Source organism: Desulfitobacterium dichloroeliminans LMG P-21439, from assembly GCF_000243135.2.
GTDB classification, from domain to species: Bacteria; Bacillota; Desulfitobacteriia; order Desulfitobacteriales; family Desulfitobacteriaceae; genus Desulfitobacterium; species Desulfitobacterium dichloroeliminans.
This window is the reverse complement of sequence record NC_019903.1, coordinates 3,586,096-3,598,102: the sequence shown is the minus strand read 5'-3', so window position 1 is coordinate 3,598,102 and position 12,007 is coordinate 3,586,096. Positions and strand designations below refer to the sequence as shown.

Below are 12,007 nucleotides of genomic sequence, written 5' to 3'. Positions count from 1 at the left end.
CCCTTTCGAATGGTTTGTTGAGAGGGCTGCCGAGCACAAACTCGGCAGCCCTTTATCCTATCTGTGCACTTCTCCGAATATGTTCAAACTAAATGAAGGTGTGTGAGTTATGACCTTTCTCTCCTTTCTGATCAGCGGACTCAGTCTTGGTAGCGTCTATGCCATCATTGCTCTGGGCTATACAATGGTCTACGGCATTGCAAAAATGCTGAACTTTGCCCATGGCGATGTTATCATGGTCGGTGCCTATATTTCATTCTTCGCTAGCACTCGGTGGAACCTGCCCCCGGTCGTCGGCGTACTCTTGGCCGTGGTGGTATGTACTATCCTAGGGGTGGTCATAGAGCGCCTGGCCTACAAGCCGCTGAGAGCAGCCACCTCCTTGGCTGTGCTTATCACTGCTATTGGTGTCAGCTATTTTCTGCAGAATGCGGCTCTGCTACTTTGGTCGTCTAACCCTAAGGTGTTCACTTCCGTAGTAGGAAATGCCTCCCTGAAGCTTTTCGATGGTCGGCTAACTATCTCCGTCATCGCTATCGTCACTGTAGTCGCCTGCCTGATTATTATGGCCGCCCTGACGTGGTTTACTGGAAAGACCAAAATGGGTAAGGCTATGCGGGCCTGCTCTGAGGACAAGGGAGCGGCTCAACTGATGGGCATCAACGTTAACTTCACCATCTCCGTCACCTTTGCCATCGGCTCTGCTCTAGCGGCGATTGCCGGTGTTCTTCTTTGCTCCGCTTATCCTACCTTGATGCCCACCACGGGCTCCATGCCTGGGATCAAGGCTTTTACTGCCGCCGTGCTTGGCGGAATCGGCTCCATACCTGGCGCTATGATCGGTGGTATACTGCTCGGCATCATAGAGATATTCGGTAAGGGTTATATCTCGACGCAGCTGTCCGATGCCATCGTGTTCTCCGTCCTTATTCTTACTTTGTTGGTCAAGCCCACCGGTCTTCTGGGCAAACAGATCAACGAGAAGGTATGAGGTAGATGTTATGATAATGAAAAAAACTACACGTAACAACCTCTATACGTACGCTTTAGTTATCGTGTCTTTTATTATCGTCCAATTGCTTATAAGCGGCGGCAATATCACCTCATCCCTTAAAGGGCAGCTAGTTCCAATCTGCGCCTATGTAATCTTGGCGATTTCACTCAACCTGACCGTAGGCATACTGGGTGAGTTGTCTTTAGGCCACGCGGGTTTCATGAGCATCGGTGCCTTTGCGGGTGTCGTGGCTGCTATAAGCTTGGAGCAGATTATACCCATCACGCTCCTGCGCTTGATTGTAGCTCTAATTATAGGTGCTTTTTTCGCCGGAGTAGCTGGTTTTCTTATTGGGATACCTGTACTACGTCTTAAAGGCGACTATTTGGCCATCGTCACTCTGGCTTTCGGGGAAATTATAAAGAATATTATCAACATCCTTTATGTAGGGAAAGATAAAGAAGGGCTTCACTTTAGCTTTCTTACCGACTCCAATGCTCTGAACCTTGGTGAAGGCGGCAGAGTCATTATCGACGGCCCCCTAGGAATCACGGGTATACCCAAGCTTGCCACTTTCACCATGGGCGTTGTCCTCATCCTGATTACTTTGTTTATCGTTCTTAATCTGATTGACAGCCGTTCGGGACGGGCAATTATGGCCTTACGAGACAACCGCATTGCAGCGGAGAGTGTGGGTATTCACATCACTAAGTATAAGCTTATGGCTTTTGTCACCTCCGCCGCCCTGGCCGGTGCCGCAGGTACGTTGTTCGCCATGAATTATTCCACCATCATTGCCTCTAAGTTCGGCTTCAATACCTCGATCCTGATTCTTGTTTTCGTGGTCTTGGGAGGTTTGGGTAATATTCGGGGCTCGATTATCGCCGCCACCCTACTTACCATACTTCCTGAGATGTTGCGTCAGTTCAACAGCTACCGCATGCTTTTATATGCAATCGTTCTTATCCTTATCATGCTGGCCACCAACAGCGATGAATTTAAGAACCATCTGCGTGGTTTAAAGGAAAGGTTGCTTCCCAGAAAAGGAAAGAGAGGTGCGGAAGATGGACAAAGCTAATAGTACTGAGACAAAGATGATTTCCGTGCCCTCCACCAACCCTGTTTCTGAGGGTGACGTGGATATGCTGCCGGTGCTGGAAGCCCGCAACCTAGGGATAAACTTTGGTGGACTTATGGCTGTTAATGGCTTTAACATGACCATCAACCGAACGGAGATAGCCGGACTCATTGGCCCCAACGGTGCAGGAAAGACGACTGTGTTTAACCTGCTTACCAAAGTCTATCAGCCTACCCACGGTAATATCTTGCTGGATGGCCATGACACGCAGAATATGACCACAGTACAAATTAACAAAGCCGGTATCGCCCGGACCTTTCAAAACATACGCCTTTTTTCGAATTTAACGGTTGAGGACAATGTAAAACTTGGCATGCATAATCATATCAACTATGGTATGTGGAATGGCATTCTTCGCCTTCCCGCTTACTGGAAAGGCGAGAAGCAGGCACATGAGAAGGCCATGGAGCTTTTGTCTATCTTCGATATGCAGAGCTTGGCGGGGAAACGGGCTGGATCGCTACCTTATGGCGCTCAACGCAGACTTGAGATAGTCCGTGCCTTAGCTACGAAACCCATGCTGCTGCTACTGGATGAACCTGCCGCCGGGATGAACCCTTCCGAGACAGCCGAATTAATGGATAATATCGTAAAAATCCGTGATACCTTCCAGATCGCAATTATGCTTATAGAGCACGACATGAATCTGGTCATGGGCATCTGCGAGAAAATAAGTGTGCTTAATTTTGGTAAAATCATCGCCAAAGGAACCCCCAGCGAGATCCGAAACAACCCTCAGGTCATCGAAGCTTATTTAGGCAAGAAGAGGGAGGGCTGACCACTATGTTGAAAGTCAATGACATAAACGTCTTTTATGGTGCTATACACGCCATAAAGGGTATCTCCCTGGAGGTCAACGAAGGTGAGATAGTGACTCTAATCGGGGCCAACGGAGCCGGAAAGAGTACTGTCCTGAAAACTATTTCCGGCTTGCTGCGCACCAAGACTGGCGGAATAAGCTTCTTAGGAGAGGACATTACTTCCACGGCACCCCACAAGATCGTGGAACGCGGTTTAGCTCATGTCCCTGAGGGACGGCGCATTTTTCTGCAGATGACCGTCCAGGAAAATCTGGATATGGGTGCTTACACTTGTCCTTCCGGCGGTATTGAGGCCGAAATGGATAAGGTCTACGCTCTTTTCCCACGGCTTTTGGAACGCCGCAAACAGATTGCGGGCACACTCTCCGGAGGCGAGCAGCAGATGCTGGCCATAGGCCGGGCGCTTATGAGCAAGCCCAAACTTCTGATGTTAGATGAGCCCTCCATGGGCCTTGCTCCTATACTGGTCGAGCAAATCTTCACTATTATCCAGGAGATGAACAAGGCTGGAACCACTGTACTTCTTGTCGAGCAGAATGCCCAGATGGCCCTATCCATCGCTGATAGAGCCTATGTGCTGGAGACTGGCTCCATCTCAATTTCCGGCACCGGACAGGAACTGTCAGAGAGCGATGAGATCCGCAAGGCCTATCTGGGAGGCTGAGCAGCTTCCCATTTCAGCAAGAGTGGTTGAATTTCAAAGTAAGTTCCACTTTATCGAGGTAAATTCCACTGAAAGTCACCCATTCTTGTTTGTAGAAAAGAAAAGGGTGACTTTTTTTCAGTTTTGGATTAAAATAGGGCCAAATCCGGTGTAAAAGCAGCTGAAAAAGGGCGCAGGTATCTGCGAGTGGAATTTAGTAGACTTTTTCGCATAGTAAATTCCACCCGGTTTAATGGGGTATGAAGCTGCTTCCCGGTAGTGTCATGACAGGAAGAAATTAACGGGTGAGGTTAATTTTTTTCTGTCATTTCTTTGCGTTGTTCTTCAATAGCCCGATAGGCATCAAGATAACTGGTCTCCCGTCCTGACTCATCGGTATAACCCCATGGATTGCCTAGACAATGGACGGCAGTCTCCTTAAAAAGAGAGGAATTCATGATGACCTCATTGGGCGGAATTTTGTGACACCCCAATGCCTTAAGAAGATCTTCCCCATAGAGGAAAGCCAACATGTCATAAGGGCATTTATTCCCCAAGCTTTGTCGACTGTAGGAATTGATGTTGTCCATCATGCGGCTGATGTCGACCTGGGTAAACTCATCCATACGGGTGCCTTTAGGAATAAAATAGCGGATCAGCTCGTGATTCCTCTCGGCAGAGCCTTTCTGCCCAGGTGAAGAGGCATCGCAGTAGAACAGATGAGTTCTGCGGTTTTGTTGTTGGTCAAACTCCAAGGCATTTGGGTTAGAGAACTCAGAACCATTGTCCGTCAGCAAAATCGGCATAACCCTCATAAAGATGTCTTGGCCAAGGTTGAGTTGAAGGTCTTCCAGGATAGTGATGACGGATTGAGAATCGTTGGTTTGCCGTAAAAAGGCAAGCATGAATTCTGCCTTCACGAAATGAAGGGTAAGAAGAACCTTGCCCCCTTTACGACCTTCTACGGTGTCCATTTCCACAAGAGGTAGGTGGGGATTCTCGTTGAGGAAATGCTGAAAGTCATTGTAGGTTCTACCGATTCGGCAAGCCTTGTCGACCTTGAGCTGTCTTTTTATCTTGCGCTTAGCATAGCGTACTTTCCGTGGCATATCGATGTTTCTTGCGGTGAAAATATTAAAGTCAATTAGACGATAGAGGGTGCTTTTGCTAACCATGAGGGAATCCTTATTGTTGGCACAGATATGATTCAGGGATTGCCCCTTTTTGATGAGAGGGGAAATGATGGAGTCGAGGTGTTTTACCTCATCTTCCGAGAGAGATATACCCTGTCTGGCTTCGGAAAGAACTGCCTGATATTCGGTATGGGCTGGTGCAGCATGGTAAAAGCGTTTCTCCAAAGTGCACTTATTAAGCTTATCGCATCCGTTGCAAACATAAGGCGGTTTGGCATGTCGTGGGCAGAGTTGACACTCAAAAGACGGGCACATAGCATTGCATAATTTGCAGCGGCGGCAAAAGCTGGGCCGGTGCGAATAATGACAGGGTGTGCAGAGCAGCCTATGATCGCAAGTATAGCGGTGGCGGCAAGCATTGTAAGCATTGCCTTGACAGCCTATCCGTTTGAAGATGATATGGCGGCGAACCTCTTTGGAGATGGTGGTGCAATCCTTATCTAATTCTTTAGCGATTGCCTTAAAAGAGTAGGTTTTATCCAAAAGCGAAGAGATGGTCACCCGTTCATCAAAGGTTAAATGTTTTTGGTTAGCCATGTCAGTCCCTCTTTCTTTCTACCGGGACACAGCTATCCCAATATAACCTATTTGTCTGAGTGAATTCCACCCTTTAATCTTTCCAAATTAAATTCCACTTTCCCAAGTGAAGGGGTGGAACTTAGTTTGGAAATTAAGTTTTCAGCAAGAGTATAATGATTTATAGAAAAACTATTTGACAAGTAAAGCTAGTCCATGTATTATAGTTATTGCGCTACGGCCCATTGGTCAAGCGGCCTAAGACACCGCCCTTTCACGGCGGTAACACGGGTTCGAATCCCGTATGGGTCACCAATATATTTGCCTTGGTAGCTCAGTCGGTAGAGCAGAGGACTGAAAATCCTCGTGTCGGCGGTTCGATTCCGTCCTAAGGCACCATTTCCGAATTTTAAGAAGACTCTTCTTTTGAGCTACACTGTCTTAGACAGTGTAGCTCTTCAGTTCTCTAGGTACCCCGAGCTCAAAGGTAAAGAGTAAAGAATAAAGAATTTTGTTGGAATTTGTATAGGACGTTGCTTTGCTGTCGTACTATTATTAAACTATTGTCAATAGACATAAAATAAGCTAAACTATAAAAGCTGATAAATTTACACGTTGCTCAGAACTCAGATATTTTTTGTTACTGGAGGAAACCCTGTGAAACTTAAAAAACTACTGGTTTACGCTATAATTTTAGCGACCATGTTAGTGAGTGGTTGTGGCTCCCTTGAAGAGGCTGTTCAAGAGGCTAAAAAGGTAGTTCCAGGTGATTGGGAGGTAATCCATACCCAAGAGGTTCAAAATGAGGCGAATATTGTCTTTTATATTAATAATGACGAACTCGGCTCAGGCCTGTTTCAAAAAGATGCTTTTGGCTGGAAATGGCTGGGAACTGAGGGAGGGTCATTAGTCACCCACCCGAAGGGATTATCATGGCGCTATGCAAGCTTAGGCGATAAAACGACAAAATACTATCTCTATTACGGTTTTGTCGAAGAACCTAAAATTAGTGAGATAGAAGTAAAGACCACCTGGGGTGAGGTTACTAAAGCAAAGATCGTACAATCAGGCGATTATCGCCTCTGGTATAGTTTGATTAGCAAGGATCAGGTTCCCTCAGTTGATGCGGATATTACCGGATACTCTAAAGAGGGAAAAGCGATCTATTTATTCAGTCAGCCCAAACAAGGAAGCAGCAAATGATTAATTACATTTTGCACTTCAACTCGTCCCCATGGTATAATAAGTGACGAATTCTGATGTGTTTGAGAGGAGGTTACGAGGATGGCAAAACATATTCAAACAGTTGTGAAAGCGAATCTAAGCGAAACCTTAAAGACAGGTGGTTGCGGAGAATGCCAAACTTCCTGTCAATCTGCCTGCAAAACATCCTGTACGGTAGGCAACCAAGTTTGCGTAAAGTAAATTTGTCAATCTGAGCGAAATAAGACATAGGCCAAGATGAAGTGAAGATTGAACATAGGTTATCAAGAACCCACCTGATTCAGGCGGGTTCTGTTTATATTTACTAGAGAGAAGGGAATAACCACGATGTTTCTTGAAGGATACGAGATTAGACGAAATGTCCACACTTATCGACAAGGTGACCTGAATATTGCTTATGATGTTAATTCAGGCTCTTTGCATATATTAGATGACTTGACATTTGCCATTGTGAAGGTTTTGGAAAAGCTACAAGAGAAAGGAAAGCCCTTAGATAATGAAGATGTCATGAATCAACTGCAGACAACTGAATTTAACCTATCTCATGAGGAAGTAAAGGAAATCCTCAGCGAAATGGAACAACTTCAAAAGGAAGGTATTCTGTTCTCTAAGGAAGCAGAAGAAAAAGGTCCTTCCTACCCAGCCAAGCCTATAGTCAAAGCCATCTGTCTTCATGTAGCCCATGACTGTAATCTGCGCTGCAATTATTGCTTCGCGGGTACAGGAGCTTTCGGAGGTCAGCGCGGGCTTATGGATTGGGAAACCGGCAAGAAGGCAATCGATTTTGTTTTAGAAGCCTCTGCTCACCGCAAGCATTGTGAGGTAGACTTTTTCGGTGGGGAACCTCTTCTGAATTTTCAAGTGGTGAAGGATCTTGTTGATTATGGCAAGAAAGCGGCTCAAGCTAAAGGCAAGACGATTAAGTTTACCCTAACTACCAATGCCGTACTATTAACTGAGGATATCCAAAACTTCCTTGAGGAAGAAGATATAAGTGTTGTGCTGAGCATTGACGGCCGGCCCGAGGTCCATGATCGCATGCGTCCTTATGCCAATGGTCGAGGTAGCTATGATCAGGTAGCCCCACGCCTACAGCAGTTCGCAAAGAAACGACCGGATAGCTCGCCCTATGCCGTGGGTACATATTATTATGCACGAGGAACCTATACCCATTATAATTTGGACTTCGATGAAGACGTGACCCATCTATTGGATTTGGGTATGAAGCAGATTTCTTTAGAGCCTGTGGTCGCTCAGCCCAGTGATCCTTATGCTTTTCAAGAAGGGGATTTACCAGAGATTTTAAAGACCTATGATCGGCTAGGGGAAGAGTTGCTTGAGCGGCGGAAAAAAGGTGAGGATTTTAGCTTTTTTCACTTTAATGTAGCTTTAGATAAAGGCCCTTGTCTGCCCAAACGGTTATCCGGCTGTGGAGCTGGTCATGAGTACGTGGCTATTTCACCCGAAGGAGATCTCTATCCTTGTCATCAATTCGTAGGCCAAGAGGAATTCAAAATGGGCTCCTTGAATGAAGAAAAGCCCAGTCTAAATCTAGGAATTGTCGATAAGTTTCGCTCGGCCCATGTCTATAGTAAATCCAGCTGTCGTCAGTGTTGGGCTCGTTTTTCCTGTAGTGGCGGCTGTCACTCGGCTAATCAGGCCTTTAGTGGTCATCTTAACGATATCTATGAATTAGGCTGTGAATTACAGAAGAAGCGTCTTGAAGTAGCTTTGTACATGAAGATTAAAGAGGCATCACTGATTGCCCAACAATAGTTATCTAGTGAGTATTATCTGCTAGGAGGGGATAAAGATGGCCATTCTGCGCTCGGCATGCCCGTTGAACTGTCCGGATAGCTGCGGCTTTATTGTTGAGTATAGTGAGGATAAGGGCTTACGGGTTCAAGGGGATAAGGAACATCCTCTTACCAAAGGATTTATCTGCTCAAAAGCCCAGGCCCAAGCTCAATGGGTCTTCTCGGCAGAAAGGCTTCGTTTTCCTCTTCTTAAAGATCAAGGAACATTTCGGCGGATCTCCTGGGATGAAGCCTACACCCTCTTAGTTGATAAAATCAGGGAGACTCTTAAGGAAGTGGGATCTTGGGGGATCCTTCATCATTATGATTATGGCCACAATGGGACCTTAAGAGAGCTGGATAGGCGTTTCTTTCAAGCTCTGGGAGGAGTCACGGAACCGAGAGGAAGTATGTGCTGGGGAGCAGGATTAAGGGCACAGGAGATTGACTTTGGTGGGGCTTATGCCAATGATTGGGCACAAGTGACCCAGGCCAAGCTCATTATTCTTTGGGGTAGGGATCCAGCAGTTACAAATTTGCATATGGTTCCTTTTCTGCTCGAGGCCAAGAAGGCTGGTGCCACTATCCTCGTGATCAATCCAGTGCGAGTGAAGAGTGGGGATTTTGCCCAGGATTACATTCAGGTTAACCCAGGTAGTGATGGGGTCCTCGCCATGGGTATCGCTCACATTATCTTGCGGGAGGGCTGGCTAAATTGGGAATTCGTTCGCCAGTCTGTCCATGGACTAGAGGCCTTTGCCTTACGGGCGAAGGAGTACGAGCCAGAAAGAGTTGCCCAGCTGACCGGTGTATCTGTGGAGAAACAAGAGGAATTAGCTTACAAAATAAGTCACATGGGACCGATGACTATTTTGTCTGGATACGGGTTGCAACGTTATAGCGGCGGGGGCAATACCTTGCGCGCTATCGACGCGCTGATAGCCCTTACAGGTAATATAGGCAAGCCCGGCGCGGGTATCCAGTACGGCTATCTATATCATCGAGGGTATCTAAATCACGTTAAGTTAGATTCCAGCCGTTATCAGTCCCGGACCTTCCCCCATTCCTTTTTCGCTGAAGAAATCGAAAAAGCGCATCCCCCTGTCCAGCTTGCCGTGGTGACTCGTTCTAATCCCTTGGTGCAGCAACCGAATTCTTTGCTCTGGCGGGAAGTCTGGCGGGAGATTCCCTTTAAAGTGACCTTCGATACCACCCTGACCGAGACTGCCCGTCAGTCGGATTTAGTCCTTCCCGTGACCACGGCCTTCGAAGACGAGGACTTAATTGCAACCTCCTGGAGTCCCATCCTTCAGCTTACTCAGAAGATTGTTGAGCCCCAGGGAGAAGCCAGATCGGAAGCCCTTGTTTTTACGGAGTTGGCACAACGCCTAGGCTTAGGAGACGACTTTTCTTATACCCCAGAGCAATGGCTGGACTATGTACTCTCCCCCCTTAATAGGTATGGCATCACTTTGGAGAGCTTAAGGCAAGGACCCATTCGAGCACCCTATATTCCGGAGGTGGCTTGGAGCGATTTACAGTTCAAGACTCCTAGTGGGAAGATCGAACTAGCTTCAGAGATAGCGCTGGCTGTGTATGGGGATGCTGTGGCAGATCCCTTGCTTAGCCACTCTAAGGAAGATCTGCAAAGGCATCAGGAGTTCTCCAAGACCCAAAATCAATCGGAATACCCCTGGTATCTTATTACTCCTCATCCTCATCATGCTCTACACTCCCAATTCCAGGAGACTGAGGATTTCCATCTCTATATACATCCTCAACTAGCTGAGAAGTATTATTTATCTACTGGGGATCGGGCCTTAGTCGAGACTGAACATGGACAGCTTCTAGCCTGGGTCTCTGTATCGGAAGATGTACACCCTCAAGCAGTGGTCATACCTGAAGGGGGTGCCGTGGACGGATTTGGGGTCAATCAGCTTCTCATCGGGAAACCTTCCGATTTTGGTGAAAGTACACCCTACTATGAAGCAAGATGTCAACTTCGCAAATGGCTGGTAGATTAACGACTATTCGTTTTGCAAATAAAAAACCCGTGTGGACTAACCTCCAACGAGATGATAAAATTAAATAGTTACTTTGGATTAGGGAGATGTGAGTCGGTGCGTAAAAAATCTCAAAAGGTTACCGTCTATGTGATAGTGGCATTATTAGTAATAAGCTTGGTGGGTTCTTCCTTTGTCATGTTCTTTGGGGATACAGGAAATGCCCCTGTAGCCGGGAGCAATGAAAGTCAAATTGATAGTCTTAACAAAGCGTTAGAGGCTAATCCACAGGATGCTCAAACCCGTTTAATTCTTGCTAATAGCTACTATGATTGGGCTTTCCAGACCTTAGGAGGAAACACTCCTGAGAAAGCGGGGGCTATTTTCCAACAGGCAGTAGTGGAATACCAAGAAGTTATTAAATCGGAAAAGAATGTGAATATCTTAGTTGATATGGCTACGGCAGCCTTTTATGGGGGTCAAGATGAGCTAGCAGAACAGACTTTCCAAGAGGCATTGCAGATGGATCCTAAGTTTCTTAATGGTCTGTATAATTACGGTATTTTCCTCATGTATGCCAAGGAAGATTACGGGGCAGCCATTGCCCAATGGGAAAAAGCCTTAACTATTGAAAATCTTTCTGAAGAGAATAAACAGCGTCTCGAAAGCAGTATTAAGCTGGCCCAGGATAAAATTATTGAGAACTTTGAGAAAACGGGTAGCGTAGATCAATCCGAATCGATCTCTGGGGCTAAATAGCCTCAGTTTTTTTCTTGTACTCTAGGTTGATTTCACTGTTATCAGCCTAGTTTTGTTTAAGAGAAGGATTTGGTATAATACACTTGTAAAAGGGAAGAGGGAATTGATGTGCATCTAGCAACCCTGGCAAGTGGGAGCTCCGGTAATGCGATTGTGGTTGGACAAGAGAAGAGGAATCTTCTTGTGGATTGCGGTATCAGCCTAAAGGCAACCCTACATAATCTATCTATGCTGGATATATCCCCCATGGAGGTTGAAGGAATCTTTATTACCCATGAACATTCGGATCATGTAAAGGGAGTTGGGGCAGTCGCTCGGAAACTTAAGATTCCCATCTATGCCTCAGCTAAGATCTGGGATGAGCTCAACCCCACGATTGGGAAGCTCAAGGACGAACAACGAGTGGTTGTCAAGGATTCCTTTACTTGTGCCGGTCTGCAAGTGCAAGTCTTTCCGACCTCTCATGACAGTAAGGAAAGCTTTGGTGTGCGCATCGAGGCGGAGCAGGCTACTTGTGGCCGTCAAGCAATTGGAATTGCTACGGACACAGGAATCATTACGGAAGATATGCACCGAGCCTTAAAAGGCTGCGATGCCCTAGTTGTTGAAGCTAATCATGATCAGGAAATGCTTTGGCAAGGTAGTTATCCTTGGTATCTTAAAAAACGAATCAGCGGTAATTTTGGGCACTTGGAGAATAGTCAGCTGGCGGAAGGGCTTCTCCAATGGATCGAAGGGAATACTAAGCGGATTGTTTTATCGCATTTAAGCGAAGAAAACAATACACCGGAACTAGCCCTATCGACCATTCTGCGCATCCTCAAGGAATCCCGAATAGCAAAAGAGAACCCGGACGTGAGATTAAGGGTAGCTCCCCGATACACACCGCATGAACTAATAGTTTTAGAAGAATACTAAAG

General features: G+C 46.4%; 11 protein-coding genes and 2 tRNA genes. 12 read left to right on the top strand and 1 reads right to left on the bottom strand.

Going from position 1 to position 12,007, the window contains the following annotated elements; genetic code table 11:
• Positions 1-109: 109 nt before the first annotated feature.
• The 4 genes from DESDI_RS17000 to DESDI_RS16985 are packed head-to-tail and all read left to right on the top strand — an operon-like array spanning position 110 to position 3,617.
• A complete protein-coding gene (locus DESDI_RS17000) occupies positions 110-991 on the top strand; it encodes a branched-chain amino acid ABC transporter permease (RefSeq protein ID WP_015263842.1) in 882 nt (293 codons plus the stop codon).
• 10 nt (positions 992-1,001) lie between these two features.
• Complete coding sequence (locus DESDI_RS16995; protein WP_015263841.1) at positions 1,002-2,072, top strand: branched-chain amino acid ABC transporter permease; 1,071 nt, start codon at positions 1,002-1,004, stop codon at positions 2,070-2,072.
• Positions 2,073-2,088: 16 nt separating this feature from the next.
• Positions 2,089-2,910 carry an ATP-binding cassette domain-containing protein gene (locus DESDI_RS16990; RefSeq protein WP_172635947.1) on the top strand — a complete coding sequence of 274 codons (822 nt, stop codon included), beginning with the start codon at positions 2,089-2,091 and terminating at the stop codon, positions 2,908-2,910.
• Between the two features lie 5 nt (positions 2,911-2,915).
• The gene (locus tag DESDI_RS16985; protein WP_015263839.1) at positions 2,916-3,617 is read left to right on the top strand and encodes an ABC transporter ATP-binding protein; all 702 of its coding nucleotides are present in this window, start codon (positions 2,916-2,918) and stop codon (positions 3,615-3,617) included.
• Positions 3,618-3,907: 290 nt separating this feature from the next.
• On the opposite strand, the gene DESDI_RS16980 is transcribed toward DESDI_RS16985, so the two are convergent.
• Positions 3,908-5,326, bottom strand: a complete 1,419-nt coding sequence (locus tag DESDI_RS16980; RefSeq protein ID WP_015261079.1) for an IS30 family transposase — start codon at positions 5,324-5,326, stop codon at positions 3,908-3,910.
• Positions 5,327-5,544: 218 nt separating this feature from the next.
• Here DESDI_RS16980 and DESDI_RS16975 point away from each other — a divergent pair.
• From DESDI_RS16975 to DESDI_RS16945, 8 genes are all read left to right on the top strand, one after another.
• Positions 5,545-5,620 (top strand) — tRNA-Glu (locus DESDI_RS16975).
• Positions 5,621-5,628: 8 nt separating this feature from the next.
• Positions 5,629-5,704: transfer RNA gene (locus DESDI_RS16970), tRNA-Phe, on the top strand.
• Positions 5,705-5,962: 258 nt separating this feature from the next.
• On the top strand, positions 5,963-6,508 hold the full coding sequence (locus DESDI_RS16965; protein WP_015263838.1) for a hypothetical protein: 546 nt from the start codon (positions 5,963-5,965) through the stop codon (positions 6,506-6,508).
• Between the two features lie 81 nt (positions 6,509-6,589).
• Positions 6,590-6,730: a six-cysteine ranthipeptide SCIFF gene (gene scfA, locus DESDI_RS17725; RefSeq protein WP_014795945.1), complete on the top strand. Its 141-nt coding sequence runs from the start codon at positions 6,590-6,592 to the stop codon at positions 6,728-6,730.
• 126 nt (positions 6,731-6,856) lie between these two features.
• A complete protein-coding gene (scfB, locus tag DESDI_RS16960) occupies positions 6,857-8,305 on the top strand; it encodes a thioether cross-link-forming SCIFF peptide maturase (RefSeq protein WP_015263837.1) in 1,449 nt (482 codons plus the stop codon).
• A gap of 37 nt (positions 8,306-8,342) precedes the next feature.
• Positions 8,343-10,349 carry a molybdopterin-containing oxidoreductase family protein gene (locus DESDI_RS16955; protein ID WP_015263836.1) on the top strand — a complete coding sequence of 669 codons (2,007 nt, stop codon included), beginning with the start codon at positions 8,343-8,345 and terminating at the stop codon, positions 10,347-10,349.
• Positions 10,350-10,445: 96 nt separating this feature from the next.
• The gene (locus tag DESDI_RS16950) at positions 10,446-11,087 is read left to right on the top strand and encodes a tetratricopeptide repeat protein (protein ID WP_015263835.1); all 642 of its coding nucleotides are present in this window, start codon (positions 10,446-10,448) and stop codon (positions 11,085-11,087) included.
• Positions 11,088-11,195: 108 nt separating this feature from the next.
• Positions 11,196-12,005, top strand: coding sequence for an MBL fold metallo-hydrolase (locus DESDI_RS16945; RefSeq protein ID WP_015263834.1), 810 nt, complete (start codon positions 11,196-11,198; stop codon positions 12,003-12,005).
• Positions 12,006-12,007: the final 2 nt, after the last annotated feature.

Bases quoted from the DNA above. Each gene is read 5' to 3' on its own strand.
- scfA (WP_014795945.1), top strand. From the start codon at position 6,590: ATGGCAAAACATATTCAAACAGTTGTGAAAGCGAATCTAAGCGAAACC.
- DESDI_RS16990 (WP_172635947.1), top strand. From the start codon at position 2,089: ATGATTTCCGTGCCCTCCACCAACCCTGTTTCTGAGGGTGACGTGGAT.
- DESDI_RS17000 (WP_015263842.1), top strand. From the start codon at position 110: ATGACCTTTCTCTCCTTTCTGATCAGCGGACTCAGTCTTGGTAGCGTC.
- scfB (WP_015263837.1), top strand. From the start codon at position 6,857: ATGTTTCTTGAAGGATACGAGATTAGACGAAATGTCCACACTTATCGA.
- DESDI_RS16955 (WP_015263836.1), top strand. From the start codon at position 8,343: ATGGCCATTCTGCGCTCGGCATGCCCGTTGAACTGTCCGGATAGCTGC.
- DESDI_RS16985 (WP_015263839.1), top strand. From the start codon at position 2,916: ATGTTGAAAGTCAATGACATAAACGTCTTTTATGGTGCTATACACGCC.
- DESDI_RS16980 (WP_015261079.1), bottom strand. From the start codon at position 5,326: ATGGCTAACCAAAAACATTTAACCTTTGATGAACGGGTGACCATCTCT.
- DESDI_RS16995 (WP_015263841.1), top strand. From the start codon at position 1,002: ATGATAATGAAAAAAACTACACGTAACAACCTCTATACGTACGCTTTA.